General features: G+C 72.1%; 27 protein-coding genes, 4 tRNA genes and 1 pseudogene. 16 read left to right on the top strand and 16 right to left on the bottom strand.

Going from position 1 to position 26,234, the window contains the following annotated elements; all coding sequences use genetic code 11:
• The first annotated feature begins 41 nt into the window (after positions 1-41).
• The gene (locus tag DFQ13_RS15000) at positions 42-356 is read left to right on the top strand and encodes an STAS domain-containing protein (protein WP_035281080.1); all 315 of its coding nucleotides are present in this window, start codon (positions 42-44) and stop codon (positions 354-356) included.
• Between the two features lie 79 nt (positions 357-435).
• Entirely contained in the window at positions 436-1,188 is a 753-nt protein-coding gene (locus tag DFQ13_RS15005; RefSeq protein WP_110080270.1) for an SDR family NAD(P)-dependent oxidoreductase, read from the top strand.
• A gap of 30 nt (positions 1,189-1,218) precedes the next feature.
• Here the strand turns inward: DFQ13_RS15005 and DFQ13_RS15010 are convergent, their stop codons facing one another.
• Both DFQ13_RS15010 and DFQ13_RS15015 read right to left on the bottom strand, forming a co-directional pair.
• Complete coding sequence (locus tag DFQ13_RS15010; RefSeq protein WP_110080271.1) at positions 1,219-1,461, bottom strand: hypothetical protein; 243 nt, start codon at positions 1,459-1,461, stop codon at positions 1,219-1,221.
• A gap of 164 nt (positions 1,462-1,625) precedes the next feature.
• Complete coding sequence (locus tag DFQ13_RS15015) at positions 1,626-2,435, bottom strand: TrmH family RNA methyltransferase (RefSeq protein ID WP_233438417.1); 810 nt, start codon at positions 2,433-2,435, stop codon at positions 1,626-1,628.
• 257 nt (positions 2,436-2,692) lie between these two features.
• Here DFQ13_RS15015 and DFQ13_RS15020 point away from each other — a divergent pair, with 257 nt between their 5' ends.
• The gene (locus tag DFQ13_RS15020; RefSeq protein WP_233438418.1) at positions 2,693-3,754 is read left to right on the top strand and encodes a TRM11 family SAM-dependent methyltransferase; all 1,062 of its coding nucleotides are present in this window, start codon (positions 2,693-2,695) and stop codon (positions 3,752-3,754) included.
• A gap of 88 nt (positions 3,755-3,842) precedes the next feature.
• Here DFQ13_RS15020 and DFQ13_RS15025 read toward each other — a convergent pair whose 3' ends face one another.
• The 4 genes from DFQ13_RS15025 to DFQ13_RS15040 form a co-directional block, all read right to left on the bottom strand.
• On the bottom strand, positions 3,843-4,523 hold the full coding sequence (locus DFQ13_RS15025; protein WP_110080273.1) for a TetR/AcrR family transcriptional regulator: 681 nt from the start codon (positions 4,521-4,523) through the stop codon (positions 3,843-3,845).
• A gap of 87 nt (positions 4,524-4,610) precedes the next feature.
• Complete coding sequence (locus tag DFQ13_RS15030; protein ID WP_110080274.1) at positions 4,611-5,912, bottom strand: cytochrome P450; 1,302 nt, start codon at positions 5,910-5,912, stop codon at positions 4,611-4,613.
• Between the two features lie 382 nt (positions 5,913-6,294).
• Positions 6,295-6,366, bottom strand: a tRNA-Val gene (locus DFQ13_RS15035).
• A gap of 48 nt (positions 6,367-6,414) precedes the next feature.
• On the bottom strand, positions 6,415-6,825 hold the full coding sequence (locus DFQ13_RS15040) for a TIGR02611 family protein (protein ID WP_052020978.1): 411 nt from the start codon (positions 6,823-6,825) through the stop codon (positions 6,415-6,417).
• A gap of 385 nt (positions 6,826-7,210) precedes the next feature.
• On the opposite strand from DFQ13_RS15040, the gene DFQ13_RS15045 reads away from it, so the two are divergent.
• From DFQ13_RS15045 to DFQ13_RS15065, 5 genes are all read left to right on the top strand, one after another.
• Positions 7,211-7,636, top strand: coding sequence for an SsgA family sporulation/cell division regulator (locus DFQ13_RS15045; RefSeq protein ID WP_035281092.1), 426 nt, complete (start codon positions 7,211-7,213; stop codon positions 7,634-7,636).
• 108 nt (positions 7,637-7,744) lie between these two features.
• A tRNA-Gly gene (locus tag DFQ13_RS15050) sits at positions 7,745-7,817 on the top strand.
• 55 nt (positions 7,818-7,872) lie between these two features.
• Positions 7,873-7,944, top strand: a tRNA-Cys gene (locus DFQ13_RS15055).
• A gap of 1 nt (position 7,945) precedes the next feature.
• A tRNA-Val gene (locus DFQ13_RS15060) sits at positions 7,946-8,020 on the top strand.
• A gap of 276 nt (positions 8,021-8,296) precedes the next feature.
• On the top strand, positions 8,297-8,749 hold the full coding sequence (locus tag DFQ13_RS15065) for a MarR family winged helix-turn-helix transcriptional regulator (RefSeq protein ID WP_110080276.1): 453 nt from the start codon (positions 8,297-8,299) through the stop codon (positions 8,747-8,749).
• On the opposite strand, the gene DFQ13_RS15070 is transcribed toward DFQ13_RS15065, so the two are convergent.
• Positions 8,719-9,291 (bottom strand): carboxymuconolactone decarboxylase family protein, encoded by a 573-nt coding sequence (locus DFQ13_RS15070; protein WP_110080277.1) that lies wholly within the window; start codon positions 9,289-9,291, stop codon positions 8,719-8,721. The genes DFQ13_RS15065 and DFQ13_RS15070 overlap by 31 nt on opposite strands.
• A 266-nt stretch (positions 9,292-9,557) precedes the next feature.
• Between DFQ13_RS15070 and DFQ13_RS15075 the strand changes: the two genes are divergently transcribed.
• Positions 9,558-10,928 (top strand): PepSY-associated TM helix domain-containing protein, encoded by a 1,371-nt coding sequence (locus DFQ13_RS15075; RefSeq protein ID WP_110080278.1) that lies wholly within the window; start codon positions 9,558-9,560, stop codon positions 10,926-10,928.
• A 164-nt stretch (positions 10,929-11,092) separates the two neighbouring features.
• Complete coding sequence (locus DFQ13_RS35620; protein ID WP_035281097.1) at positions 11,093-11,371, top strand: hypothetical protein; 279 nt, start codon at positions 11,093-11,095, stop codon at positions 11,369-11,371.
• Positions 11,372-11,536: 165 nt separating this feature from the next.
• Here DFQ13_RS35620 and DFQ13_RS15085 read toward each other — a convergent pair whose 3' ends face one another.
• Entirely contained in the window at positions 11,537-12,376 is an 840-nt protein-coding gene (locus DFQ13_RS15085) for a helix-turn-helix domain-containing GNAT family N-acetyltransferase (RefSeq protein WP_110080279.1), read from the bottom strand.
• Positions 12,377-12,477: 101 nt separating this feature from the next.
• On the opposite strand from DFQ13_RS15085, the gene DFQ13_RS15090 reads away from it, so the two are divergent.
• Positions 12,478-13,806: an NAD(P)-binding domain-containing protein gene (locus tag DFQ13_RS15090; RefSeq protein ID WP_110080280.1), complete on the top strand. Its 1,329-nt coding sequence runs from the start codon at positions 12,478-12,480 to the stop codon at positions 13,804-13,806.
• A 28-nt stretch (positions 13,807-13,834) separates the two neighbouring features.
• Here the strand turns inward: DFQ13_RS15090 and DFQ13_RS35045 are convergent, their stop codons facing one another.
• The 3 genes and pseudogenes from DFQ13_RS35045 to DFQ13_RS15100 form a co-directional block, all read right to left on the bottom strand.
• Entirely contained in the window at positions 13,835-14,248 is a 414-nt protein-coding gene (locus tag DFQ13_RS35045) for an arsenate reductase ArsC (protein ID WP_200873354.1), read from the bottom strand.
• Between the two features lie 237 nt (positions 14,249-14,485).
• A pseudogene (locus tag DFQ13_RS35050) lies at positions 14,486-14,977 on the bottom strand (aquaporin); the annotation flags it as partial.
• Positions 14,978-15,013: 36 nt separating this feature from the next.
• Positions 15,014-15,688 carry an arsenate reductase/protein-tyrosine-phosphatase family protein gene (locus DFQ13_RS15100; protein ID WP_035281102.1) on the bottom strand — a complete coding sequence of 225 codons (675 nt, stop codon included), beginning with the start codon at positions 15,686-15,688 and terminating at the stop codon, positions 15,014-15,016.
• A 311-nt stretch (positions 15,689-15,999) separates the two neighbouring features.
• On the opposite strand from DFQ13_RS15100, the gene DFQ13_RS15105 reads away from it, so the two are divergent.
• Entirely contained in the window at positions 16,000-16,764 is a 765-nt protein-coding gene (locus tag DFQ13_RS15105; protein ID WP_035281104.1) for a DUF2382 domain-containing protein, read from the top strand.
• Between the two features lie 853 nt (positions 16,765-17,617).
• Here DFQ13_RS15105 and DFQ13_RS15110 read toward each other — a convergent pair.
• From DFQ13_RS15110 to DFQ13_RS15125, 4 genes are all read right to left on the bottom strand, one after another.
• On the bottom strand, positions 17,618-18,403 hold the full coding sequence (locus DFQ13_RS15110; RefSeq protein ID WP_146241238.1) for a permease: 786 nt from the start codon (positions 18,401-18,403) through the stop codon (positions 17,618-17,620).
• A gap of 476 nt (positions 18,404-18,879) precedes the next feature.
• Positions 18,880-19,218: a hypothetical protein gene (locus tag DFQ13_RS15115; protein WP_146241239.1), complete on the bottom strand. Its 339-nt coding sequence runs from the start codon at positions 19,216-19,218 to the stop codon at positions 18,880-18,882.
• Positions 19,219-19,620: 402 nt separating this feature from the next.
• Positions 19,621-19,977, bottom strand: a complete 357-nt coding sequence (locus tag DFQ13_RS15120) for a hypothetical protein (protein WP_035283535.1) — start codon at positions 19,975-19,977, stop codon at positions 19,621-19,623.
• Between the two features lie 419 nt (positions 19,978-20,396).
• Positions 20,397-20,768, bottom strand: coding sequence for a hypothetical protein (locus tag DFQ13_RS15125; protein ID WP_146241240.1), 372 nt, complete (start codon positions 20,766-20,768; stop codon positions 20,397-20,399).
• A 408-nt stretch (positions 20,769-21,176) separates the two neighbouring features.
• Between DFQ13_RS15125 and DFQ13_RS15130 the strand changes: the two genes are divergently transcribed.
• The gene (locus DFQ13_RS15130) at positions 21,177-22,547 is read left to right on the top strand and encodes a DUF2252 domain-containing protein (protein WP_110080283.1); all 1,371 of its coding nucleotides are present in this window, start codon (positions 21,177-21,179) and stop codon (positions 22,545-22,547) included.
• Between the two features lie 149 nt (positions 22,548-22,696).
• Positions 22,697-23,308 (top strand): malonic semialdehyde reductase, encoded by a 612-nt coding sequence (locus DFQ13_RS15135; protein WP_110080284.1) that lies wholly within the window; start codon positions 22,697-22,699, stop codon positions 23,306-23,308.
• Between the two features lie 67 nt (positions 23,309-23,375).
• Here the strand turns inward: DFQ13_RS15135 and DFQ13_RS15140 are convergent, their stop codons facing one another.
• Positions 23,376-24,794: an LVIVD repeat-containing protein gene (locus DFQ13_RS15140; protein ID WP_181400018.1), complete on the bottom strand. Its 1,419-nt coding sequence runs from the start codon at positions 24,792-24,794 to the stop codon at positions 23,376-23,378.
• A 156-nt stretch (positions 24,795-24,950) separates the two neighbouring features.
• On the opposite strand from DFQ13_RS15140, the gene DFQ13_RS15145 reads away from it, so the two are divergent.
• Both DFQ13_RS15145 and DFQ13_RS15150 read left to right on the top strand, forming a co-directional pair.
• The gene (locus DFQ13_RS15145) at positions 24,951-25,589 is read left to right on the top strand and encodes a DUF305 domain-containing protein (protein ID WP_035283550.1); all 639 of its coding nucleotides are present in this window, start codon (positions 24,951-24,953) and stop codon (positions 25,587-25,589) included.
• Complete coding sequence (locus DFQ13_RS15150) at positions 25,586-26,173, top strand: GNAT family N-acetyltransferase (protein ID WP_181399996.1); 588 nt, start codon at positions 25,586-25,588, stop codon at positions 26,171-26,173. The genes DFQ13_RS15145 and DFQ13_RS15150 overlap by 4 nt, the downstream gene beginning before the upstream one ends.
• Positions 26,174-26,234 lie beyond the last annotated feature (61 nt).

Raw genomic sequence — 26,234 nt, forward strand, 5'->3', positions numbered from 1 at the left:
CCGACGATGCGGTTTGCCCGCCGGTGCGGGAAACTGGGAGCATGACGAGCGAGGGGATCGGCTCCGCGGTGGTGGTGCCCGTCGGTGACCGCGTGGACGCGGACACCCTGGGCGCGGTCGCCGACCACATCCCGACCCGGCCCGCCGCGATCGTGCTGGACCTCACCGCCGTGTCGTTCCTCGACTCGGCCGCGCTCAGCCTCCTGGTGACCGAGCACAACCGCTGCGCCGACCACGGCATCCCGCTGCGCCTGGTGGCCGACACGTCCGTCGTCACCCGCCCGATCGAGCTGACCGGCCTGGACCGCCTGCTGGACATCCACCCCACGGTGGAATCCGCTGTGCGGGCGGAGTAGTCCTGCACCGTCCCAGGTGGACCGGACCGCGGCTCCCCGGAGGGGAGCGCGGAGCGGGCCGCCCGCTAGCGTGGTTCCCGTGACCACGGACAACACCCCCGCCGTCGTCGTGACCGGTGGCGGCACCGGCATCGGCCGGGCCATCGCCCGCGACCACGCCAGGGACCACCGGGTCCTGGTCGTGGGCCGCACCGAGTCCGCGCTGGCCGAGACGGCCGGGGACCACCCCGGCATCCGCACCCTCGCCATCGACATCACCACCCCCGACGCCGCGGCGGTGGTCGTCGCGACCGCCCTGCGGGAATTCGGCAGGCTCGACGTGCTGGTGAACAACGCGGGCGCCGCCACGCCCGCCCCGCTGTCCGCCGTCGACCCGACCACGACCGCCGAGCAGTTCGCGGTGAACCTGAGCGCCCCGATCTTCCTCACCCAGGCCGCGCTCGACGCCCTGGCCGAGACCCGGGGCACCGTGGTCAACATCAGCAGCGCGGGTTCCACCGGCGGCCGGGCCTGGCCGGGCTTCTCGGTCTACGGCGCGGCCAAGGCGGGGGTGGAGTTCCTCACGCGGACGTGGGCGGCGGAGCTGGCGCCCCGGGGCATCCGGGTCGTGGCCGTCGCGCCGGGGGTGGTCGAGTCGGGGATGGGGCTGCGGATGGGGGCCACCCCGGAGCAGTACGCGGCGTTCCTCGCCGAAGTCGCCGCCACTACCCCGGTGGGGCGGGTCGCCCAGCCGGAGGAGATCGCCCGGTGGGTCCGCACCCTCACCGCCCCGGAGGCGGGCTTCGCCACCGGCTCGGTCTTCGTCGTCGACGGCGGCATGAGCCTGGGCTGACACCCCGGTGGTCCTCGGTGCCGTCGACGGTCACCGCCTCCGGTGAGACGAAGGTGGGCAGGTCCACCAGGTCCTCGGGGCGGGCCCGGCGTTCGGCGTCTCGTTGTGGTGGAAGGTGGAGCTGAGGTCGGCGTCGAACTCCTGCGAGGTCAGGCCGGTGGTCGGGAAATTCTCGTGGGTGAAGGTGGTCAGGGTGAACTCCGACCCGTCGGTCTTGACGTCCACCTCGCCCCCGCGGAAGACGTGGCCGCTCTGCCCGCTCCCCGCGGGCACCCCCCCAGGTGACGCGGTCGGTGGTGAGCCCGTTCATCCACACCGGGTGTGCCCCCGAACCCAGGGCTCCGAAACCGGGTGACCGCACCGCCACCGGAAGGTTTTGACCACAGTGGACGGTCAGCCGGACGGGCCTGCTCGCCCGTCCCCGCGCGGCCGTGCGATCAGCGGTTCTTCCGGGAACGCTGCCGGGACGTCTCGTACAGCACGGCCGTCGCCGCGTTGGCGGCGTTGAGCGAGCTGGCGCTGCCCACCATCGGGATTCGGACGAGGTGGTCGCACAGCTCGCGCCAGGTGGAGCTGAGCCCGGCGGTCTCGTTGCCGACCAGCAGCAGCACCGGCCCGGTCAGGTCGAAGTCGAAGACGTCGGCCTCCCCGTGCTCGTCGGTGCCCACGATCGCCACCGGGACCCCGGCGGCGCGCTTGGCCCGCACCCAGGACGTGACCTCGCGCGGCGCGGACACCCGCACCGACGGCAGGGAGAACAGCGAACCGGTGCTGGCCCGGACGGACTTGGGGTCGTAGACGTCCGCCGCGTGGCCGGTCACGATCATCCCGTGCGCGCCGAAGGCGTCGGCCGACCGGATGATCGAACCGATGTTGCCGGGGCTGGTGGGCCGGTCGAACAGGACGCCGAGGAAGTCGGCGCGCACCTCGATCCGGTCGAGGTCGTCCGGCGGCAGCTCCAGCACCGCGACCAGCTCCGCGGCCGACTCGTTCTTCTCGCCCAGCTCCGCCAGCAGCTCGCCGGACAGCGCGAACTGCTCCGCGGGCACGGTGTCGAGCAGTTCCCGCGCCCACCGCGACGGCGACCGGTCGGCGTTGTGCAGCAGCGCCCGGACCGGCCAGCCGCGCTCGACGGCGATGGTGATCGGCCGCACCCCCTGGACCAGGAACTCCCGCGACCGCTGCCGCTTGTTCCGGTTGGTCAGCAACGCCTGCCACTGCTGGAAGCTGGCGTTGCGCGAGGTCACGCGCCGCACCGAACCACCGCCCTCCGGACCCCGTGGGCCTGCGTCGACAGCGACCCGCCCCTCGCCGGAGATGGTCGCACGCGGCGGTCGCCCACCCGGCCGGGGCCCGTCCCCGGAGCAGGCGCGCCCACGGCCACCCCGGTCCGCTTCCAGCGTGCCGCAACCCTATGATGTGCCGTCGACGACGCGTCGAATCCCACCCGGACACCGTGTGGTCGCGCGTGCGGTTCCTCCGCCGAGCGAAGGGGTGTGGGGCAGTGGCCGTCCGTCTGCTGGCGAGGACCCTGCGCGGCCTGGAGGACGTGGCGGCCGGGGAGGTCGCCGAGCGCGGTCTCGGCGAGGTCGAGCACCGCCGCCACCGCGAGGTGTGGTTCACCGCCCCGCGCGCCGACCCCGGCCTGCTGGACCTGCGCACGGTCGACGACCTGTTCCTGCTGGCGGGTGTCCTCGACGGCGTCGGGCACACCAAGGCGGAACTGGCCAAGTTCACCGGCGCCACCAGGTCCGCCGACCTGGCCGGGCTGCTGCGGCAGCGGACCCGCTGCGGCGGGTCCACCGGGGCCACCGGCGTCGACGTCGCCGCGTCGTTCCTCGGCAAGCGCAACTACAACCGCTTCGACATCGAGGACGCCGTGGGCGCCGAGGTCGCGGGGGCGCTCGACCTGCCCTACCACTCCCGGCGCGGCGGCGCGGCCCCACCGGCGGGGACGCTGTCGTTCCGGGTGACGGTCGAGGGCTCCCGGGCGGCGCTGGCCCTGCGCATCGCCGACCAGCCGCTGCACCGCAGGCCCTACAAGCAGGCCTCGACCCAGGGGACCCTGCACCCGCCGCTGGCCGCGGCGATGGCGCTGCTGGCGGGCGTCGGGCCGGGGCACACCGTGCTCGACCCCTGCTGCGGCACCGGCACCATCGTGATCGAGACCGCCGCGCTGGCCCCCGGGGCCCGGCTGCTCGGCGCCGACCACGACCCCCGCCCGCTGGCCGCGGCCACCGCCAACGCCGCGCTGACGGCCACCTCGGCGCTCTGGCTGCGGGCCGACGCGGGCCGCGTCCCCGTGGGCACGGGACGGGTCGACCGGGTGGTGGGCAACCCGCCGTGGGACCGGCAGGTCGCCGCCCTGGGCACGCTGGCCGGGCGCCCGGACCGGCTCTTCCGCGAGGTCCGGCGGGTGCTGGCGGACTCGGGTGTGGCGGTGCTGCTGCTGCACGAGGCGGAGGACCAGCGCGCCGCGGCGGAATCCGCCGGGCTGCGCGTCGGCGACGTGCGCCCGCTGAGCCTGTTCGGCGCGCACCCCTCGATCGTCACGCTCACCGGCTGACCGGGTCGCCCGTCTCGGCCCGGGGGAGCGGACTGTCCGGTGAGGACTCGGCCGAGCCCGGCGGGGTGGGCCGCCCGGCCGCGGTGGGTCAGTGCGGTGGGTCCTGGGTGCCCGGTCGGTCGAGGCCCGCGGCCAGGTGGGAGAGGGCTTCGTCGACCTCCTCGCGCAGGGTGGACGAGGTCGGGATCTCGTCGGTGTCCGAGGTGCGGCTGAGCCAGCGGGAGAGGACGACGCGCAGGGTGGCCAGGGTGGCGGTCGCGCACAGTTGCGGGTAGACCCCGGGCGGGTCGGCGGGGTCCGCGGCGGTCAGGCGCTCGGCGATGGCGTCCGCCAGGGCCTTCTCCTGGGCGATGAGCACGGCCATCTGCTGCGGCAGCAGCGCGGGGGTGTGCTGCATGAGGCGCAGCACCCGGATGTGGTCGCGGCCGACGGCGTCGTCGCGGTCGACGACCACGAGGACCGCCTCCCGCACGGCGCGCAGGACGGATTCGTGCGGGGGCCGGGCCCGGAACTCCTCGACGAGCGCTTCGGCGCCCGCGGCCGCCGCGGCGAGGACGGCCTCCTCCTTGCTGGAGAAGTGGTTGAAGAAGGTGCGCAGGGCCAGGTCGGCCTCGGCGGCGATCTGCTCGACCGTCACGTTCTTCACGCCGTGGCGCACGGCCAGGCGCAGCGCCGCCTCGCGCAGGGCGGTGCGGGTGGCCTGCTTCTTGCGCTCACGGCGCCCCGGGACCTGCGCGGAGGGGGAGTCCCCGGCCTGGGGCTGGCTCACTCGGCCCTCTCCTCTGCTGTTCGGCGGGCGGGCTGCCCATTATGGACGAACAGCGGGCCACCGACCCGGCCGGTGAGCGCCCCGGGGTCAGTCCCAGGCCACCGGCAGGGAGTGCACGCCGAAGATCAGCATGTCGTTGCGCAGGGGCACCTCGGTGGCGGGGGTGGCCAGGCGCAGGCCCGGCAGGCGGGTGAACAGCTCGGTGAAGCCGATGCGCATCTCGATGCGGGCGAGCTGCTGGCCGAGGCACTGGTGGACCCCGTGCCCGAAGGCCAGGTGCGGGGCCCGCTCGCGGCGCAGGTCCAGGCGGTCGGGGTCGTCCCAGTGCCGGGGGTCCCGGTTGACCTCCGGCACCCCGAGGACCACGGTCGCCCCCGCCGGGATGTCCACACCCCCCACGGTCACGTCCTGCGTGGCGACGCGGGTGACCCCGAGCTGGATGATGCTCAGGTAGCGCAGCAGCTCCTCGACGGCCTGGTCGACCAGCTCGGGGTCGGCGCGCAGCGCGGCGAGCTGCTCGGGGTTCTCCAGCAGCGCGAAGGCACCCAGGGCCAGCATGTTCGCCGTGGTCTCGTGCCCGGCGCCGAGCAGCACCAGGGTGAGGTCGATGAGCTGGGCGTCGGTCAGCGGCGGGTCGGCGTCGTGGATGAGTCCCGAGATCAGGTCGTCACCCGGTTCGACCCGCTTGGCCGCGACGAGCCGGGCGATGAACCCGTACAGCTCGCCGCCCGCCCGCGCCCGTTCCTCGTCGGTGGAGGCGGAGCTGAGCGCGATGGCGGTGTTCTCCTGGAAGGAGCCCCGATCCCCGTAGTCGACCCCGAGCAACTCGCAGATCACCAGCGACGGGATGGGCAGGGCGTAGGCGGGGACGAGGTCGGCCCCGGTCCCGGCCGCCCGCATGGCCTCGATGTGCTCGACGGCGATCTCGGTGACCCGCGCCTCCAGCGCCTTCATCCGGCGCACGGTGAACTGCCCGGTCAGCAGCCGCCGCAGCCGGGTGTGCTCCGGCGGGTCCATGAAGATGAACATGCCGTCGGCACGCGCCTCCACCGGCACCGGGCACACCGGCGTACCCGCCTGCGCGGCCACCTCATCCGCCCCCATCTGGGTGGCGTCGCGGTAGCGGACCCGGTCGGAACTGAACCGCAGGTCCCCCATGACCTCCCGGGCCTCGGCGAACCCGGTCACCAACCAGGCCCGCGCCCCGTTCCCCAACTCCAGCGGCTGCACCGCCCCCTGCCCCCGCAGCCCCCGCAACCCCGGCGCCGGGTCGAACGGACACCCCTCACCGCGCTCCAGCAACTCCGCCGGGATCAACTGCCGCAACGCCACCGGCGCCGCCCCGTTCCCGCCCACCTGCTCCTCGGCCTGCCCCTGGGAAAGGTCCATCACCCGTCCTGTTCCCGGGACCGGCACCCCGCCCCCGTAGCCACCAGTAGTCCCCCCAACCCTACCCACAACCATGCACAAAATGCATCAATGCACACCACGCACGAATAAGTCGCTCCCTGCCGTCAACCGGGGGTGCGCTCGTCAAGCCAGGGGCGTACTCACAGACTCAAGCCCGCAAACACGAACGGCCCACCGGCGAACATCACCGGCAGGCCGCACAACCCACGCACACCACCACGGACCTGAAAGGTCCCCCAGCCAACCCCACCACCCCGACACGCGACACACCGCACCGTGGGGGTCCGGGGGGTCGCCCCCCGGAAACGATGACGGCCGACCCCGTTCGCGCTCTCCGCGAACATGGATCGGCCGTCGGTCGTGGGCGATACTGGGATCGAACCAGTGACCCCTTCGGTGTGAACGAAGTGCTCTCCCGCTGAGCTAATCGCCCGGCGCGGTTTCCCGCGTCGACGGGGAGAAGATTAGCAGGGGGTGCGCGTCAGTTGAACAGGGGGGAGGTCAACCACGCCCAGTGGATGCCGAACCAGCCGCCGACCAGCGCGAACGCGTTCAGGAGCCAGAGGGTGGCCAGGACGATGAGGGCGGTGGCGGCGAGGACGAGGAGGCGGACGAGCAGGCTCTGGCGCTTGAGCCAGTCGGTCCAGGCGTCGTACTTGCCCCTGGCGTAGGTGAGGATGCGGCGGGCCCAGGCGAACTCGGTGGCGAGGATGGCCAGGCCGCCGAAGACCACCACCCAGCCGGGGCCGGGGTAGGGGATGAGGATCACACCCACGACCAGCACCAGGGTGCCGACGACGCCCACCCCGGTACGCCAAACGGCGCGGGTGGTGGGGTTCCGATCGGCCCAGTCGGGTCGAATGGGGCCTTTCCGGCGGGTCTCGTCGGTCACCAGTTCACCACCTTCCTCGCTTGTCGTCCACATTCTGCCGTCTGCGGGCACGCGGGGCACCGCGACCGCCTGACCTGGGCCAACCAGGTGGTCCTGCCCACAGATCACCGCCCCGCCCCCAGGTCAGCGCGGTATTGGCGAACTGGTACACAAACGGTCCCGATAATTCGTGCGCCCGCAGCTACCCCTGCCGTGGGAAACCGGTCAATATGGAAGTGCCTCCACACGGGCCGATCACCGGGTGCGCAGGCTCGACTGCACTGCGCACCGGGGTGTGGGCCGGACGGGTGATCTCACCGCGATCCGCGTTCGGATACCGGCGCTCGGGCGTCACACCGGTGTGCCTCAGTCGTTTGGCTGGGAAGGGAGCAGAAGGGTAGCGACGATGCGAAACGATCACGTCACGCTGCGGTCGACAGCGGTGTTCGACCTGTTGGCGCCGAGGACCCCGGCGGTCCCGGTGAAGGTCGAGCTGCGCTACGACACGCGCGACCCGTACGCGGTGGTGGCGGCCTTCCGCACCGGCCGCGCGGGCTGGGTCGAGTGGGTCTTCTCCCGCGACCTGCTGGCCGACGGCCTCATCGCCGAAGCGGGCGACGGCGACGTGCGCATCCGCCCGGCGGTGGACGACCCCGAGGTCGTCGTCATCGAGCTGAGCTCCCCGTCCGGCCACGCCGTCTTCGAGGCCTCCGCCCAGGAGCTGGCCGACTTCCTCGACCGCACCTACGACGTGGTCGTCCCCGGCAACGAGCACCTGTGGGTCGACGTCGACGAAGCGCTCACGCACCTCATCTCAACCGATCTGACCTGAGGGAACAGCCCGATCCGACCCCCGATTTGGAGCCCGGATCGGGCATCGGATAGAGTTCTCCTCACACCACGGCGGACGGGGACACCAGCCCCGGAAGTCGCGGAGTACGCGGATGTAGCGCAGCTGGTAGCGCATCACCTTGCCAAGGTGAGGGTCGCGAGTTCGAATCTCGTCATCCGCTCGGAAGTGGTTCGGCCACGGCCGGTCCCCTGGGGTCTCCAAGGCCCCAGATCGCTGGCGGAGTGGCCGAGTGGCTTAGGCAAGGGCCTGCAAAGCCCTGTACGCGGGTTCGATTCCCGCCTCCGCCTCGGGCGATTAGCTCAGTGGGAGAGCACTACCTTGACACGGTAGGGGTCACTGGTTCAATCCCAGTATCGCCCACCAGCGCTTGTGCGCAGGTGACACAGCCCTCCCCCTCGATCAGAGGGGGAGGGCTTCTGCGTTCCCGGGGTCGGTCCGACCGGAACGGGGCGCCGAGCGCTCGGGGCGGTCGTCCGGTGTCGACCGCCTGCGGGGTCGAGTGGCACCGCGCTGTCCTCACTGGACGGTGCCCGCGACCTCCTCGATCCGCTGGGCGGTCCACCGTGGCGGCGGGCACGCCGATGGCGCGTACCGTCACGGCAGCGCACGACGTGAAGGCACTCGACCACTGGAGGGGCGTTGACCGCCGAGATCCCCGCCCTGCTGGCCATGGCGTTCCGCACCGTCATGGACCAGGTGCACGAATCCCTTGCCGCGGAGGGGTTCGACGACGTCCGGCCCGCGCACGGGTTCGTCTTCCAGTACCTGTCGCAGCGGGCTGCGGGGGCCACCGCGGTCGAGTTGGGGGTGCACCTCGGGGTGACCAAGCAGGCCGCGGTCCAGTTGGTGGACGAGCTCGAGCAGCGCGGCTACGTCGAGCGCGGGCCGCACCCGACCGACCGTCGCAGCAGGATGGTCGTGCTGGCACCGCGGGGCCGGGCCTGCGTGGCGAGCGTGGTGCGGCGCTGGGGTGAGGTCGAGGCGCGCTGGGGCGACCTGATCGGGGCCGACCGGGTCGAGCACCTGCGCGCCGACCTGCGGCGGATCGTCGCCGACTCCGGTCAGGCGGTGGCGCTGCGCCCGGTGTGGTGAGGTTCCCAGCGGTGCGCCTCGAAGGGTGCGTCGAGCGGGGCCCCGGTCAGCCGGTTGGCGAACGTGGACAGCGTGTACGTGCCGACGCCGAGCACCACGTCCAGGGCGTTGCGCTGGTCGTAGCCCGCGGCGAAGAACGCGTCGACGTCCTCGTCGGCCACGCCGCCGCTGGTCGCCAGCACCGCGTCGGTGAACCGGCGCAACGCCTCCAGCTTGGCGTCGGCGAGCGGCTCGCCCCCGCGCAGCGCCCCGATGACCTCCGCGTCGACCGCCTGGCGGGTCATCGTCGCCGAGTGCAGCGCCACGCAGTAGTGGCACCGCACCCGGGTCGCGAGGGTCATGATGACGACCTCGCGCTCCAGGGCGTCGAGCGACGAACGGTCGAACGCGGCGGTGTTGCCCAGGAAGGTCGCCAGCAGTTCCGGCGACTCGGCGATCCGCGCGACGGGGGAGGGGATGAAGCCGAACTTCTTCCGCGCGCCCTCGACCATCTTCCGGGAGCCCTCGGGTGCGGTCTCGATTGTGTGGCTGGTGAATGCCATGTGGATCTCCTTCTGCTCGTCCTCCCGAACTGTGCCCGCCCCATCGCCAACTAGTCAAGTTGCTTGACTAGTTGGCGATGGGGTCGGGGCTGTCGAGTTCGGTGTCGACAGAGGTGCGGGGCGGCGCGCCCGCTGGAACCTGAGCGCTGTCGATGATGACGACCGGGCTGTCCATCACCTGGGGCGCAAGGTGAAAATCACGGGAACTGATGCGTACCCCGATCCGACCACCTCGCCGACCCACCTCACGAGCGAAGGAGTCCGGGATGACCGTCGACGAGCACGAGGCGCCGCCACCCGAGCAGCGGCGGCGGGCGCCCGGTGGGTGGGCCGGGGTCCGACCGCTGCTGATGCGCCTGCACTTCTACGCCGGGGTGCTGGTCGCACCGTTCCTGTTGGTCGCCGCGCTGAGCGGGCTCGCCTACATCTACACCCCGCAGTTGGAGCAGGTCGTCCACGACCACGAGCTGCACGTGCCCGCCGCCGCGGCGTCGGTGCCGCTGTCGCGGCAGGTCGAGCTGGCCAGGCAGGAGGTGCCCGAGGGCAAGCTGGTGTCGGTGCGCCCCGGGGCGACCCCGACCGACAGCACCCAGGTCGTCTTCCACCTCCCCGACGCGGGGTCCAGCTTCAACCAGACGGTCTTCGTGAACCCGCACGACGGGGAGATCCGCGGCTCGCTGGAGACCTACGGCTCCAGCCAGGCCCTGCCCGTGCGCGCGTGGCTGAGCGGGCTGCACCGCAACCTGCACCTCGGTGAGTTCGGCAGGCTCTACAGCGAACTCGCGGCCAGTTGGCTCGGGGTGCTCGTCCTGGTCGGCCTCGGGCTGTGGGTGGGCAGGCGGGGCGTGCTGCGCCGGATCGCCCGCCGCGACAACCCCGCCGCGGGTCCCGCCGCGAAGCGCGGCCGGACGGTGTCGCGCCACGCCACGGTCGGCGTGTGGGCCGCGATCGGGCTGCTGTTCCTGTCCGCCACCGGGCTGACCTGGTCGGCGTACGCGGGGGAGAACGTCTCGGACCTGCGCACGGCGCTGGACTGGACCACCCCGTCGGTCACCAGCGCCGTCGACCCGTCCCCCACCGGCGCGGACGTCGGCATCGACGCGGTCCGCGCCGCCACCGCCGCGGCCGGGCTGGCCGACCCGGTCGAGATCCGCGTGCCCGCCGCCGCGGGCAAGGCGTACGTGGTCACGCAGGTGCAGAAGGGCCTGCCGGGCAAGTCGGACTCCATGGCCGTCGACCCGGCGACCGGGCAGGTCACCGACACCCTGCGCTTCGCCGACTACCCGCTGATGGCGAAGCTGACCAAGTGGGGCATCGACGCCCACATGGGCATGCTGTTCGGCCTGCCAAACCAGATCGTCCTGACCGCGCTGGCCCTGGCGATCATCGGGCTCGTCGCGTGGGGCTACCGGATGTGGTGGCTGCGCAGGCCCCCGCTCGGCGCCAACCGCTTCGGCAAGGCCCCGCCCCGCGGCACCTGGCGGCGGGCGTCGCCCACCGTGCTGGTGCCGCTGGTCGTGGTCGGCGGGCTGCTCGCCTGGTTCCTGCCCGTCTTCGGGGTGTCGCTGGTCGCGTTCCTCGTGGTCGACGCCCTGGTCGCGTTCAGCACCAAGGAGGAGCCCACCAAGACCGGCTGAGCGCCGTCACCCCGCCGCCGGGAGAGTCACCCATTCGCGGTCGTTGGGCCATATGTACCATCGCCCGAGATCGAATGCTGGGCCGAATGGCCTACCACCCCGGTGACGATGTGCGTCGTCCCCACGTCGGACCCACCGCAGCAGGTGGGTGAAGGAGTACCTCCATGAACGTCCACAAGCGGACCGCCGCGACCCTGGCCATGCTGGCCACCGCTGCCACCCTGTCCATGGCCACCGCGGGTGTCGCCTCCGCCGACCCGATCGTCGACGACAACGGCCCCCTCGGCAACGGCCTCGGCCTGCTCGGTGCGCTCGGCGCACTCGGCGACGGCGGTCCGCTCGGCGACGGTGGCCCCCTCGGTGACGGTGGCCCCCTCGGCGACGGCGGTCTCCTCGGTGGCGCCGGTGCCGGTCTCCTCGGCGGCGGTCTGCTCGGCCGCTGACCGACTCGGTCGCGTACGTCTGTGAACCGGCTCCCGATCCCGGGAGCCGGGATCGGATGAGGCTCCGCCGAACCGCGGCAGCGGTTCGGCGGGGCCTCGCCCGTCGGCCCGCACCCGGATGGAAGAGTCCACAGGGGACTGATCCGGTGGCGGGCCGTTGCCGTGTCAGCCGGTGGGTGAGCGGCGTTCGATGAGGACGGTGTCGTGCCAGGTGCCGTCCACCTGGGCGATGCGCTCGCGGATGCCGACGGTGCGGTAGCCCGCGCGGTGGTGCAGGGCGATGCTGGTGCGGTTCCGGGTGAAGATGGACGATTGCAGGGTCCAGATCCCGTCGGCGTCGGCGGCGGTCACCTGCTTGTGCAGCAGGGCTTTGCCGACGCCCCGACCGCGGTGGGTTCCCGCGACGTAGACGGAGGTCTCGGCGACGCCCGCGTAGCAGTCGCGGGTGGAGGTGGGGGCGGCCGCGGTCCAGCCGACGACCTCGCCGTTGACCTCGGCCACCCAGCGGTGGCCGGGGAGCCACTTGGCGTCGAGGGTGGCGCGGCTGGGGACGGTGGTCTCGAACGTGGCCAGACCGGTGGCGATGCCCTCGCCGTAGATCCGGCGCACGGCGGACCAGTCGCCGGGTTCGAGGGCGCGGACGGTCACGTCGCCGGGGACATCGTCGGGGCAGCAGGGGTGGGGGGCCAGCAGGCCCATCACGGCGTCGGCGGCGTGCGGGAGCCCGGCGCAGCAGGCCTCGTTGACGGTGACGATCGTGGCGGTGCCCTCCCTGCGCAGCCGCACGAAACCGACGTCGGCGAGTTTGCGCAGGTGGTGCGAGGTGGTGGACTGGCTGGTGCCCAGGACCGCGGTCAGCGCGCCGACGGTGGTGCCCTTCGGGCTGGTGGCCACCGCGTGCAGGAGGCGGACGCGGACGGGTTCGGCGAGGCAGGCGAACCACTCGGCGTAGGTGGCGGCCTCGCCGTGGGGCAGGACGTGCACCAGGGGCAGTGCGATCGGCATGGTGTGAAGTGTATCGACTTGGATCGATGGTTGTATTCATCGACGCAGCTCGATACTGTTCCCCCGTCTTGATCGAGCACAGTCGATGAATGGGGAACACGATGAGCGACCTGCCCGTGGTGGTCGTCGGAGCGGGACCGGTGGGGTTGGCCGCCGCCGCGGAATTGGTCGAGCGCGGGGTGGTGCCGCTGGTGCTCGAACGCGGCGCGACCGCGGGCGCGGCGGTGGCGCAGTGGCACCACGTGCGGCTGTTCTCCCGGTGGGCGGAACTGATCGCCCCGGCCGCGCGCAGGCTGCTGGAGCCGCTCGGCTGGCGCCACCCGGCCCCCGGCGACCACCCCACCGGCGCGGAGTGGACCGGGTCGTACCTGCGCCCGCTGGCCGATGCGCTCGGCGACCGGGTGCGCTTCGGTGCCGAGGTCGTCGGCGTGGCACGGCGCGGCCGGGACCGGGTCGTCGACGCGGGACGCGGGACCGAGCCGTTGGCGGTGCACGTGCGCACCGCCGACGGTGGGGAGGAGCGGATCGCCGCGCGGGCGGTGGTCGACGCCTCCGGCACGTGGACCTCCCCGAACCCGCTGGGCGGGGACGGCCTGCCCGCGATCGGCGAAGCCGCCGCCGCCGACCGGATCTCCTACCGGGTGCCCGACCTCGCCGACCCCGGGGTGGCCGCGCGGTACGCGGGCGGGCACGTGGTGGTGGCGGGCAGCGGGCACTCCGCGCTGACCGCGCTGGTGGCCCTCGCCGGGCTGGCCGAGCGGGAGACCGCGACGCGGATCACCTGGCTGCTGCGCCGGGGTGCGGCCGGGGCGGTGTTCGGCGGCGGCGCGGCCGACCAGCTCCCCGCCCGGGGCGCGCTGGGCCTGCGGGCGCGAGCCGCCGTCGAGACCGGGCACGTCTCGGTGGTCACCGGGTTCCGCACCGAGGCCGTGGAGCGCGACGGGCGCGACCGGTTGGTGCTGGTGTCCGGCGAGGGGCAACGGGTGCAGGGCGTGGACCGGGCCGTGGTGCTGACCGGGTTCCGCCCGGACCTGTCGTGGCTGTCGGAGGTGCGCCTCGACCTGGACTCGACGTTGCAGGCGCCCGCGGCGCTGGCGCCGCTGATCGATCCGAACACCCACTCCTGCGGAACCGTCCACCCCCACGGCGTCAAGGAACTCAAACACCCCGAACCCGGGGTGTTCCTGGCCGGGATGAAGAGCTACGGCCGCGCGCCGACGTTCCTGGCCATGACCGGCCACGAGCAGGTCCGCTCCCTCGCCGCCGCCCTGGCCGGGGACCGGGAGGCGGCCGAGCGGGTGGAGCTGGTGCTGCCCGAGACGGGGGTCTGCGGCGGAGCCGGGGTGTTCGACGCGCCCGCCGAGGACCAGGGCGGTTGCTGCGGCACCCCCGCACCCGCCGCTGCCCCGTCCGCGACCCCGGCCCGCTGATCCGGCCGAGCCGCGCCTGCGGGTGCGCTCAGGAGGTCGGTGCGGGGGCGATTTCGGCGATCAAGCCCTCGACCAGGGCCTTGATCTCGTCGCGGATGGGTCGGACGGCCTCGACGCCCTGCCCGGCGGGGTCGGTGAGCTTCCAGTCCAGGTAGCGCTTGCCGGGGAAGACCGGGCAGGCGTCGCCGCAGCCCATCGTGACGCACACGTCCGATTCGCGGACCGCGTCGTGGGTGAGGACCTTCGGGGTCCGGGCGGAGATGTCGACGCCCACCTCGCGCATGGCCTCGACCACGGCGGGGTTGACCTCATCGGCGGGGGCGGACCCGGCGGAGCGGACCTCCACCCGGTCCCCGGCCAGGTGCGACAGCCAGGCGGCGGCCATCTGGGAGCGGCCCGCGTTGTGCACGCACACGAACAGCACCGAGGGCTTGACGGGCACGGTTCCTCCGGTTCGGACTGTGGTTCCGGTCGGGTGGGGGAGGACGGCGTCCTCGGCGTGCGCCGAGGCGTGCGGGTACAGGGCACGCAGCAGCGGCACCGCGATCGCGGCGGCGACGAGCTGGGCGAGGACGTAGGCGGGGACCGAGGAGGGCGCGATGCCCGCGAAGCTGTCGCTGAACACGCGCCCGACGGTGATGGCGGGGTTGGCGAAGCTGGTGGAACTGGTGAAGAAGTACGCCGCGCCGATGTAGGCGCCGACCGCGGCGGGGGCGGAGGCGGCCCGGCCGGAGCGGGCCAGGGAGAAGACCACCAGCAGCAGGCCCAGCGTGGCGACGACCTCGGAGAGCCCGTGCGGCCAGGTGGCCCGGTCGGTGGTGGAGATGCTGATCGGGGCGGCGTCGAACAGCGTGTTCGCCACCACCGCCCCGGCCACGCAGCCGAGCACCTGGGTCGGGGCGTAGGCGAAGAGGTGCCGTCGGGGCAGTCCGCCGAACACGGCGTCCACGAGGGACACCACCGGGTTGAAGTGACCGCCGCTGACCGGGCCGAAGACCAGGATGATGGCGTGGAGCCCGACTGCCGTGGCGGCGGCGTTCTCCAGCAGTTGCAGGCCGACGTCACCGGGGGAGAGGCGCTGGGCGGCGATGCCGGAGCCGATCACCAGTGCGGCGAGCAGCAGGCTGCCCAGGAACTCGGCCAGCAGTGCGCGGGCCAACGGCCGCGTCATCGGAACTCCTCCTCGGAACGCGCTGTGGGTGGGTCGTCATGGGGTGCGGACGGCGGGCGCCAAGCGCTCGACCCGGTCGGCCAGGTCGCGGAAGGCGGAGTCGAAGGCGTCCTCGGTGCCCACCGCGGCCGGGTCGGGCACCGACCAGTGCAGCCGGTCGGCGGGGTCGAGTTCCTCGTGGGCGTTGTCGCACACGGCCACGACCAGGTCGTCCGGGTGCACGACCTGCTCGACGTGGTGGGGGCGGGCCCGGGCCAGCGACAGGCCGTGCGCCCGGGCGGTGGCGACGGCCAGCGGGTGCACCCGCTCGGCGGGCCGGGTCCCCGCCGACGCCGTCGGCACGGCGCTGCGACTGGCCCACAGCGCCGCCGCCAACTGCGAGCGCGCGGAGTTGTGGCTGCACACGAACACCACCCGCCGCGCCCGCCGCACCCCGGAGGGCACCAGTCCGGCGAGCGCCGCGGTGCGCAGCCGCAGGTAGGTGCGGCGGGCGTCGCCCTCCGACCGCGACCGCCGCACCAGCCCGGCCCGCTCCAGCGACTTCACGTGGTGGGCCAGCAGATTGCTGGGCAACCCCAACGCCGCGCCCACCTCACCCGGCGCGGCGTCGCCCAGCAGGAGCCGGTCCACGATCGCCAACCGCGCGGGCTCGCCCAGCGCGGCGTGGACGCGGGCCCGCGCCGCCAGCTCCGGAGACCAGTCAGTGTTCATTGACTCAATACTTGCTGAGCTTCCCGTTGCCGGTCAAGATCGACCACGCAGACGAGCGCTGCGTCACACGACTGTGGACGCATCCACTCGTCAGTGGGAAGCGGGGCATCCCGCATACCCACTGTCCGATGTCGACGCTCAACACCGCGGCCGGGCCCTCACCCCGAGGAGTGCATCAATGTTCAGGTCGCGGTTGCCGGGTACGTCCTAGGTGGCGGAAAGAACGGGACGCCGGGGTTCTGCCCGACGCAACCCTCGGGCGCGGCCCCCGCCACCCGGCCCCGATGATCACAACAGGAGGAACGCACACCATGGGTTTTCCGAAGCGAGCTGAGGACATCATCGGTCTGACCGCGCACGACCGGTCCGGTGACAAGGTCGGCAAGATCGGTCAGGTCTACTACGACGACCAGACGGAACAGCCCAAGTGGGTCACCGTCAACACCGGCCTCTTCGGGATGAACGAGAGCTTCGTCCCGTTGCAGGGCGCCCGGGCCGACGGCGACACGGTGGTCCTCGGCCAGGAGAAGTCGGTCATCAAGGACGCGCCGAACGTCGGCCACGACCAGCACCTCTCCGAAGCCGAGGAGATGGAGCTGTACCGCTACTACGGCCTCAAGGCCGAGCAGGGCCAGGGCGAGCGCGCCGTGGGCACCGAGCGCCGGGCCGAGCCCGTGCGCACCGGCCGGGGCAACGGTGAGGCCACCATGACCCGCTCGGAGGAGCGGCTCAACGTCGGCACCCGCAACGAAGAGGTCGGCAAGGTGCGGCTGCGCAAGCACGTCGTCACCGAGGAGCAGCAGGTGTCGGTGCCGGTCCGGCGCGAGGAACTGCGGGTCGAGCGCACCCCGATCACCGGGGCCGAACGCGGCGCGGCGGGCAAGCACGCCGACTTCACCGAAGCCGAGCAGGAGGTGACCCTGCACCAGGAGCGCCCGGTCGTGGGCAAGGAGGCGGTCCCGGTGGAGAAGGTGCGGGTCGGCACCGAGACGGTCACCGAGAACGAGACCGTGCGAGGCGAGGTCCGCAAGGAGCAGGTCGAGGTGGACGGCGCTGACGAGCGTCGGCGGCGCTGACCGGGTTCGCCCGCAGACGGGGGTGCCCCTGGCCCACTGGGTCGGGGGCACCCCCGTGTGCGTGTCTGGCGTTGATGCCCGGTCTGTTGCTGTGGTGCCTGGGTGAGGGTCTGCTCCCCTTGGCCGTGTTTGAAAGCCCGGCCTTTCGCTGGGGTGCCTGGGTGGGTGTGCTCTGTTTCAATCCCGGGACTTCGTGGGTGTGCCCGGGTGGGTGGATGTGTTTGGCCGGGGCCCCTATGGCGATCATGTGCTCCAGTGTGACCGGGTGGGGCTGAAAAGATGCCCCACCGCCCAGGCAGGCTGTCACATGATCGCCACCCCCGGCCAAACACATCCACCCACCCGGGCAGGGTCGTAGCTGGGGCGGCGGTTGGTGGGGTGGTCGGCTGACCAAGCAGCACATCCACCCACCCGGGCAGTTGGCTCGTCGGGCCGCCGGTTGGTGGGGTGGTCGGTGGGTCGCTGCGCTGGTGGGGTTCGGGTGACTGGTGGCTGGGTGGCCGGTTCGCGGTGACTGGTTGGCCGCTGTGCCGATGGTGTTGGGGGGTGGGTGGCTGGGTGGCCGGTTCGCTGGGTGGTGGCTGGGCCTGGTGGTTCGCGGGGGTGGCTGGTCAGCCGCTGTTGCGGTGGGGAGTGGGGTGGCTTGTGGGCTGGGTGCCGGGAGGGCGGGCGCTGGAACCGGTGGCACGTGGGCGTGTCCGGGCAGCGCTGTGGCCGGTGTCGTCCCTGCCGACACCGGCCACAGGTGGTCCACCCGGGTCGCTCGCGGCTCGACCGGAGCGGGGTGCGGTCCGCCGAGCCTGCGGCGGGTGCCGTGGGTGGTGGGCTCGGTCGGGCCCGGTTCGGTCTGGTCTCAGTAGGCTGCCTGGTCGCGGTAGGGCGCCTGCTCCCGGTAGGTCGTGGTCCGGCGCGACCTGCGCGGCCAGGTCTTCGCCCCGAGCATGCCGCCGAGGGCCGCCGCGCCCAGTGACAGGGCGAGCCACAGGGCGCCCCACCCGGCGCTGCTGCGGGCGATCCGGATGGCGGTGTCCTCGTCGACCCCGGGCTGCGGGTTCGCGCCGACCTGGACGGCTGCCTCGAAGGCGCTGCCGAGGAGGGCGGTGCCGCCGACCAGGGTGAGCAGGAGCAGGGCGGTCAGGCCGACGGCCCAGACCAGGGCGCCGTGGAAGGCGCCCTCGCTGACGCCGCGCCAAATCGCCGACGAGCCCGCGGCGAGGCCGCCGATGAAGAACGCGACGAGGGAGAGGATGCCGCTGGTGACGGCTGCCGCCGTCTCGTGGCCGTCGGTGACGTTGAGCCAGCCCGCCGCGAAGAAGGCGAGTTGCAGCACCAGGAAGACGGGCAGCGCGATCGCGGTGCCCGCCCAGACCGCACCCCACCGCACCCGGTCGCGGCGGCGGCTCATCCCGTCGTTCGGGTCGTTGTCCACCTCGACTGCGGGGGCGCTCTCGGTGGGCCAGGCCGGTACGCCCTCGGGGTGGACGGGGGGCCTGGGCGACGGGGTGTGCGCTGCGGCGTGCTCGCTCGCCTGGTGGCTGCCGTAACCGGCCGTCCCGGTTCCGGGCATCGTCGCGGTGCTGCGGTCGGCCGGGTAGCCGGGCTCGTACGCTTGGTTGCCGGACATGCGTGGATCGGTCATGGCGCCATCTCCAGGGATGCGAGGGGTGGATCGAGCAGAACAGACCGCGAGGGCCGTACTCGGGATGAGCGGTCCGGCGGCCGGGGAAACACGCTTGTCCCTGTTTCACCAGGTCGTGGTGGTTGCCAGTGGGACCCCGGCGGCTTCGGTCACGCTCGGTGGCTCGGTGCCCGGGGTGTTGGACAGGGGGCGGGGCGCCGGTGGTCCACATGCGACATCGTGGGTGCAGTCCTCTGTGTCCTGCGTTGCGCAACCCGCTCGCGGGTGTTGGGGACGCCTCCGCAAGCGTTTGCCATGGGGGTTCACGGGCGTCTGCTCGGTAGCGCTGTCCTGGGGGAGCTGCTTTCCGGTACGGGGTGTCCGGTGTGCGCTGTCCCGGTACGTGAAAAGCGGTGGCGCGGTACCCGTTGCCGGGTACCGCGCCACCGCAGGTCACTGCTCACGCCTCCCGCGCGGGAGGCGACGACCGATCCGGGTCAGTTGCTCTGGCCGGTCCCGTTGTCGAGGATGCCGCCCTGGCCGCAGATGTCGGTGGCGATGCCCTCGTTCTCGTGCTCACCCGCGGAGCCCACCGGCGCCTGGACGCCGTTGAGGACCTCCTCCACCGGCACCTGGACGCCCAGGACGTTGATGTTGTTGTCGCAGACGCTGGCGATGATGTTGGTGTTGTGCAGCAGCGTCGTGTTGTCCAGGTTGACCAGACCCACCTGCGAGAACTCGCTGGAGTCGACCGTGCCGGAGTTGCCCACGCCGTCCTGGCCCTGGGGGGTGGGGAGGTCCGCCTCGGGCGCACCCGCCGTGGTGGCAGAAGCCATACCGCCCAGCATGACCATGCCGGCAGCGGTCGCAGCCACAACGGCACCAAGCTTCTTGATCACTGAAAGTCCTTTGATAGTCACTAGCTCATGTACACCGGAGATACGGCCACTCCGCATCGGCGCGAGGCGCGAACGGGCCCGGGGGGCATTTCGGAGTCAGCCGCGAAGCGAACGTACAGCGTCTCCGTGGGGGATTCCAGCGGGATACCCGATCGTGTATTTCTGAATCGGGTGGAGTCGTGAGGACCTGCGGTTGGACCGGTCCGCGGGGTGGAGCGGGCACAAAGCGAAGCGGTGGTGCGAGACCCCACACGGGAGTCCCACACCACCGCTTCACGGCCTTGGAACGACGAAGGCCGACTGATCGGGCCGCGTGAGCGGCTTGATCACTGGCTCAGCTCAGTTGTTCTGGCCGACGCCGCCGTCGAGGATGCCACCGGTGGCGCACAGGTCGGGGACCTCGGCCTCGTTCTCGGACTCGCCCGGGGACAGGATCGGCAGGTTGAGGCCGTTGGCCACGTCCTCGACCGGGACCTGGACACCCAGGACGTTGATGTTGTTGTCGCACACGCCCACGACGGCGTTGACGTTGTGCAGGATGTCGGTGTTGTTCAGGTTGAGCAGGCCAACCTGGTCGAACTCGCTGTGGTCCACGCTGTCGTCGTTGCCGACCACCGGGCTGGCCGAGGCCATGCCACCGAGCATCACCATGCCTGCGGCGGTGCCAACGGCGATAGCACCCAACTTCTTGAACACAGAAAACTCCTCATTGCATCAATGGATCGGCTTGACTGGCAATCGTCTTACGGGTTCCTTATCGAAGGAAATCCACCGTATCGAGCTGAACCTGACTGCCGTGGAATGAACATACATCGGGCGTTCGGCTAAATCCACTTGGCGACACTATCGTGTGATAGTTGATCACAGAGTAAGGAGGAGCCCCCTCAATCGGGTGATCCATTACCGGTTCGTGGCGGCGGTGATCCCGAAAAATCTAAAAATGAATTCGCTTTCACCGGCGCCCGGTCCGATCCGAGGCCCGAGGGAGAAGCTGTGTCCTTTGTGGATGAACGCGGCGGTGGCCCCCGGTCCGGGGGGCGCGCCCGGTTCGCGGGCGGGGGCGGTGTGCCGCGGGCGGCGCCGGAGCGCCGCCCGCGGTGCGTCCCCGCCTGCTGTCAGTACCCCGCGGTGGCGCGGATGCGGGTGGAGGAGGCGCCCTGGTCCCCGGCGACGTCCTGGCCGCGGAAGTAGGCGACGCCACCGTCGTCGTCCGCGACGGCGACCACGTACTCGCTCATGGCGCCCCCGGGGCCCGCGACCGAGTTGGTCTCCACGAAGGTCGAGTCGTTGTCGTTGTAGCGGTAGCCGTGGTGGTGGTGGCCGTAGTCGTTGTCGGTGTCCGCCGCGACGTAGGTGGACGAGGCGCCCCAGGGCCCGGCGGTGGACTCCTGGGCCTCGTAGTCGTCCGCCAGGGCGGTTCCCGCGCCACCGAGCGCGAGGGGGATGGCGATGGCACCGGCGACGAACATGCGACGAAGCGAAAGCATGGAATTGCCTCCTACCTGCTGCTGCTGCTGTTGTTGACCGATCCCCGCGGTGCGCTGCCGGTGGAAACGGGGCTGCGCTCTGCGGGATGTTGGTAAATCTGCTGGCCCCGCCCCGCGGTCGCTCAGCGAAATTGCTGTGACCAGGGTCACGCGATTTTGGTGCATGACGGACATTTCCAAGTCTGACGTCGGACTACGCGGAGGCTGATTCCGCTGATCAGCGCGTTCGACGCCCCTCGTGGTCACCTGGTCGAATGACGCACCTCCCGGTGGTTTAACCAACCCCGACCGGGGGTCCGTCCGCCGGAGCGCGGAGCGCCCCCGGTGTCGCGGGAACCGCACCGCTGGGCCGCCCCGGTCGACGATCGGGGGGTTGGGGGATCGACCCGGGGACTGGATGATGTGGACATGGGAGAGAAGGCGGAGGAGGCGGCGGCGCTCGCCTTCGGACAGCGGGTCGACGCGGCCGAGGTGGTGGCCGGGGGTCGGGCGCTGCGCGACGAGGTGGGGCACGAGGAGCAGGGCGTGCTGTCGTTGGCCGCCGACCGGCCGGGCGCGGTGGAGTTCGTCGAGGCGAGCAACGCGGGGCGGCTGGCCGACCTGGTCCCGCTGCGGGTGGGGCGGATGGTGGCCTCGCCGTTCTCCTTCTTCCGGGGCGCGGCCGGGCTGATGGCCGCCGACCTGGCGGCGGGGGTGCGGACCGGCGTGCACGCGCAGTTGTGCGGGGACGCCCACGCGGCAAACATGGGCCTGTTCGGCACGCCCGAGGGCAAGGTCGTGATGGACATCAACGACTTCGACGAGACGGTGCCCGGCCCGTGGGAGTGGGACCTCAAGCGGTTGGCGACCAGCCTGGTGCTGGCGGGCCGGGAGGGTGGGGTCCCCGAGGACCGCTGCCGGGAGGCGGCCGAGGACGTGGTCAAGTCCTACCGCAAGACGCTGAACCGGTTGGCCGAGCAGCCGTTCCTGGAGTCGTGGAGCGCCCTCGGTGACGAGTCGGCGCTGCGCGACGCCGAGGCGGACGCGCTGGAGGACGACTTCGCCAAGGCCGCCAGGAAGGCCGGGCGCAACACCAGTTCCCGGGTGGCGGCGCGGTGGACGCACCGGGCCGACGACGAGTGGCGGTTCGTCCCGGACCCGCCGCTGCTGTCCGCGGTGGACGATGGGGTCCGGGCGGCGGTGGTCGCCGCGCTGCCGCACTACGTCACCTCGCTGCGGGAGTCGCGGCGCAACCTGGTGCTGCGGTACGGGGTGTCCGACGTGGCGTTCCGGGTGGTCGGCACCGGCAGCGTCGGGTTCCGCAACTACCTGGTCCTGCTGCACGGCAACGGGGACGAGGCGCTGGTGCTCCAGGTCAAGGAGGCGCCCCGGTCGGCGGTGGCCGAGGTGCTGGGCCTGCCGCCCGCCAAGCACGAGGGCAAGCGGGTGGTGCACGGGGCCCGGCTGGTGCAGGCCGAGACCGACATCCTGCTCGGGTGGACGACCGTGCGGGGCAGGCACTTCATCGTCCGCCAGTTCCGCAACCGCAAGGGCGAGATCGATCCGACCGCGCTGGGGCGCGGCCACCTCGACGACTACGGCAGGCTGGCGGGCGCGCTGCTGGCCCGCGCGCACGTCCGCTCGGTGGACCCCAGGCTGCTCGCGGGCTACTGCGGCAAGGACCTCGACGACGCGATCGGCGGGTACGCGGTGGCCTACGCCGACCGCACCGAGGCCGACCACGCCGAGTTGGTGGCCGCCGTGCGGTCCGGTCGGCTGCCTGCGACCACCGAGGTCTGACGCGGCGGGCGAATCGGACAGTTCGTGCCAAGTGGACAGGATTCGCCGAGCCGGTGCGCGTGGGTGTGGTCACACGGGTGTGAGGAATCGTCAAACGCTCAAGTACGTTGGAGCTGATTGAACGTTTGACTACCGTGGAGGCGCGCGACATGACCACCGACCAGGGCACCCGGGCACTCAGGTTGGCGCAGGAGGCCCAGGACCTGCTGTTCCGGGAGGCCCGCACGGCGAACACCTTCTCCGCCGAGCCGGTGACCGAGGAGCAGGTCCAGGCCATCTACGACCTGGTGAAGTGGGCGCCGACCTCGATGAACACCCAGCCGCTGCGGGTGCTGCTGGTGCGCTCGCCGCAGGCCAGGGCCAAGCTCGAACCGCTGATGTCCCCGGGCAACCGGGCCAAGACCGCGAGCGCGCCGCTGGTGGCCGTGCTCGCCGCCGACGTCGACTTCCACGAGCACCTGCCCAGCCAGTTCCCGCACCACCCCGGCGCGAAGGACAACTTCGCCGACGAGGGCGGCCGGGTCGACGTCGCCCGGTTCAACGCGCTGCTCCAGGTCGGCTACTTCATCCTCGGCGTGCGCGCCGCGGGCCTGGCCGCGGGCCCGATGACCGGGTTCGACGCCGCCGGGGTCGACGCGGAGTTCTTCCCCGACGGCAGGCGCCGCTCGCTCGTCGTGGTGAACATCGGCCACCCGGGCGACGAGGCCTGGTTCGACCGCAACCCGCGGCTGGGCTACGAGCAGGTCGTCGAGACCGTCTGACGAAACGGCGAAGGACCCCGCGGGCGGCCCGCGGGGTCCTTCGCCGTCAGCGGATCAGGTCAGTGGATCAGTACGTGCCCTGGGTCTGCACGTTCAGCTCGGTGGAGCGGTGGAACTTGGCCAGGTCGGTCCGCGGGTCGTCGATCCGCAGCACGTCGAAGCCCTTGCCCAGGTCCGAGGTGTAGATGTAGCCGTTGTAGTAGTACGCCGACCAGACACCGCCGCTCTCGTCCGGGTCGGCCGCCGGGCCGCGCTCGAAGAAGCCGATCTCCTTCGGCGCCGTGGAGTCGGTGAAGTCGATGATCTGCACGCCGCCCATGTACCAGGCCTGGACCATGATGTCGCGGCCGGGGACCGGCAGCAGCGAACCGTTGTGCGCCACGCAGTTCTCTTCGTCGGTCTGCGTGCGGTTGATCTTGTAGAAGCTCTTGAACTCCAGCGCGCGCTTCTCGCCGCGGCCGGTGATGTCGTAGATGCCGTCGGCGCCGCGGGTCGGACCGATCTCCGGGTTGCAGGTGGCCGCGCCGCCGCCGCCCAGCTCGTCGGTGAACAGGACCTTGGTGCCCGCGTTGTTGAACGTGGCCGAGTGCCAGAACGCGAAGTGCTCGTCGTCCTGCACCCGGCTGATCACCCGGGGCTTCTCCCGGTCGGAGATGTCCATCAGCACGCCGTCGCCCATGCACGCGCCCGCCGCCAGGTCCTTCGCCGGGAAGACGGTGATGTCGTGGCAGCCGGTGGTCGCCGAGGTGTAGCCGGTCTCGATCGTGCCGGAGCGGCCGGGGTTGCCGCCGTCGGGGAACAGGTTCGGGGTGGCCACCAGCGCCGCCGACGCCGGGTCGCGCAGCGGGACCTTGACGATGGAGATGATGTCGTGCGGCGGCTGGCACTTGCTCAGGCTCGCCGCCGGGCTGTAGGACGAGACGTAGAGGTAGACGTCCTTGTTCTTCTTGCCCGGCACCAGCGTGTGCGTGTGCGAGCCGCAGGCGGTCTCGACCGCGGTGACGTAGCGCGGGTTGCGCTTGTCGCTGATGTCGAAGACCTTGATGCCCTCCCAGTACGGCTTGGTGCCGTCGTTCTGGGCGACCGAGTTGCAGGAGGCGTCGCTGCGCCGCGAGTCGGTCGACAGGAACAGCAGGTTCCCGCTCACCGAGACGTCGTTCTGCGACCCCGGGCAGAGCACCTGGCTGGTGATCCTCGGGCGCTCGGGGGTCTTGATGTCGTAGATGGTGAAGCCGAGGTAGTTGCCCGCGATGGCGTAGTCGCCGGTGAAGGCCAGGTCGGTGCCGACGGAGCTGGGCCCACCCAGCGGCGCGGTGGCCGGGATGTTGGCGACGTGCCGCACGTTCGGGCTGGTCACGATCTCGTCGGCGGCGGGGAACGCCCCCTGGGCGCTCGCCGAGGTCACCCCCGCGAGGGTCGACAGGGTCAGCGCGGCGGCACCCAGCACCGCTGTGGCCGACAGTCGTCGGGTGGAAGGCACGAGCAGCCCCTCTCGTGGAATGCGGAAACCGCAGTATGACCTCCCGGTCGGGCCTCGGACCAGCCACCAAGGTGGGATGTTTTCACCAGTTATGGGCGTCTTGTTGCCCCTGTCCGTGAACGGGTAGCGTCGGGGATCGTTGCTGGTGAGGGGAGTTCCGACGTGCGATGGCGACTGGTCGCGGCCTGTGCGGCCGCGCTGGCGGGCCTGACCGGTGCCGCCGGGTGCACCGCCGACGAGGCCCCGGCGAACCCGGTCGTCCAACCGGGGCTGCCGGGCGAGGGCAACCGGACCCTGTCGGCGGAGGAGGCCGCCTCGAACGCCGCCGCCACCCCGCCCAACGAAGCCGACCACACCTACGTGCGGGACATGGTCGCCCACCACCGCCAGGCGCTGGTGATGACCGCGCTGGTCCCCGACCGCGGCGCCGACCCCACCGTCAAGGCCTTCGCCACCCGGATCGCCGACACCCAGGGCCCCGAGGTGGACATGATGAACCGCTGGCTCACCCGGCACGGGCAACCCGAGGTCACCGAGCACGAGGGGCACGGCGGGCACGAGCACCACGCCATGCCCGGCATGGCCACCGACGAGCAGTTGGCCGCGCTGGCCGCCGCGTCCGGCCCGGCCTTCGACAGGCTGTTCCTGGAGCTGATGATCCGCCACCACGAGGGCGCGATCAGCATGGCCGACACCGTGCGCCGCTCCGGCTCCGACGTCCTCGTGCAGGAGATGGCCGACAACGTCGTGGCCGAGCAGTCCGACGAGGTCGCCAGGATGCGCGGCATGCTGGGGGCGTGACCGACCACCCCGCCGCACCCGACCTGTCCGCCAAGCCCGTCCTGATCGGCGAGCGGGTCCGCCTCGAACCCCTCGGCCCCGAGCACGTGGACGACCTGCTCGGCATGGTCACCGACCCCGCCCTCGACCGGCTGACCGGCACGCACACCACGTTCACCCGCGAGCAGCTCGTGGCCTGGTGCGGCTCCCGCGCCGAGCAGGACGACCGCCTGGACCTCGCCGTCGTCGACCCGGTCGGCGGGGAGTTCCTCGGCGACCTCGCGGTCAACGACTGGGACCCGGACAACCTGGTGGCGGGCCTGCGCATCGCGCTGTGGAAGCGGCACGGCCGGGGGCTGGGCAGCGAGGCGCTGCGGCTGGTCCTCGACCACCTCTTCGACGTCGTGGGCGCGCACCGGGTGGGCCTGGAGGTCGTCGAGTACAACGAGCGCGCCGTCGCCGCCTACCGCAAGGTCGGGTTCCGCGAGGAGGGCAGGCTGCGGCAGGCCTGGCTGTGGGACGGCGAGCGGTACGACGTCATCGTCATGGGCGTGTTGTCCACAGACCGGCAAACCGGGGCGCGGGCCGTCGGGGCGGGTCGTTAACATCATCGTCGACCTGACACCGCTGACCTGCCCGGGTCGGCCCCGCACCGAGGAGTACACC

The sequence above is a fragment of the Actinokineospora spheciospongiae genome, assembly GCF_003182415.1.
GTDB lineage: Bacteria > Actinomycetota > Actinomycetes > Mycobacteriales > Pseudonocardiaceae > Actinokineospora > Actinokineospora spheciospongiae.

What these genes read in the sequence shown, in the direction of transcription:
- DFQ13_RS15045 (WP_035281092.1), top strand. Translation starts at nt 7,211, where the DNA reads ATGCGAAACGATCACGTCACGCTGCGGTCGACAGCGGTGTTCGACCTG.
- DFQ13_RS15090 (WP_110080280.1), top strand. Translation starts at nt 12,478, where the DNA reads ATGAGCGACCTGCCCGTGGTGGTCGTCGGAGCGGGACCGGTGGGGTTG.
- DFQ13_RS15070 (WP_110080277.1), bottom strand. Translation starts at nt 9,291, where the DNA reads ATGGCATTCACCAGCCACACAATCGAGACCGCACCCGAGGGCTCCCGG.
- DFQ13_RS15000 (WP_035281080.1), top strand. Translation starts at nt 42, where the DNA reads ATGACGAGCGAGGGGATCGGCTCCGCGGTGGTGGTGCCCGTCGGTGAC.
- DFQ13_RS15030 (WP_110080274.1), bottom strand. Translation starts at nt 5,912, where the DNA reads ATGGACCTTTCCCAGGGGCAGGCCGAGGAGCAGGTGGGCGGGAACGGG.
- DFQ13_RS15075 (WP_110080278.1), top strand. Translation starts at nt 9,558, where the DNA reads ATGACCGTCGACGAGCACGAGGCGCCGCCACCCGAGCAGCGGCGGCGG.
- DFQ13_RS15135 (WP_110080284.1), top strand. Translation starts at nt 22,697, where the DNA reads ATGACCACCGACCAGGGCACCCGGGCACTCAGGTTGGCGCAGGAGGCC.
- DFQ13_RS15110 (WP_146241238.1), bottom strand. Translation starts at nt 18,403, where the DNA reads ATGACCGATCCACGCATGTCCGGCAACCAAGCGTACGAGCCCGGCTAC.
- DFQ13_RS15105 (WP_035281104.1), top strand. Translation starts at nt 16,000, where the DNA reads ATGGGTTTTCCGAAGCGAGCTGAGGACATCATCGGTCTGACCGCGCAC.
- DFQ13_RS35620 (WP_035281097.1), top strand. Translation starts at nt 11,093, where the DNA reads ATGAACGTCCACAAGCGGACCGCCGCGACCCTGGCCATGCTGGCCACC.
- DFQ13_RS15085 (WP_110080279.1), bottom strand. Translation starts at nt 12,376, where the DNA reads ATGCCGATCGCACTGCCCCTGGTGCACGTCCTGCCCCACGGCGAGGCC.
- DFQ13_RS15125 (WP_146241240.1), bottom strand. Translation starts at nt 20,768, where the DNA reads ATGCTTTCGCTTCGTCGCATGTTCGTCGCCGGTGCCATCGCCATCCCC.
- DFQ13_RS15100 (WP_035281102.1), bottom strand. Translation starts at nt 15,688, where the DNA reads ATGAACACTGACTGGTCTCCGGAGCTGGCGGCGCGGGCCCGCGTCCAC.
- DFQ13_RS15115 (WP_146241239.1), bottom strand. Translation starts at nt 19,218, where the DNA reads ATGGCTTCTGCCACCACGGCGGGTGCGCCCGAGGCGGACCTCCCCACC.
- DFQ13_RS15130 (WP_110080283.1), top strand. Translation starts at nt 21,177, where the DNA reads ATGGGAGAGAAGGCGGAGGAGGCGGCGGCGCTCGCCTTCGGACAGCGG.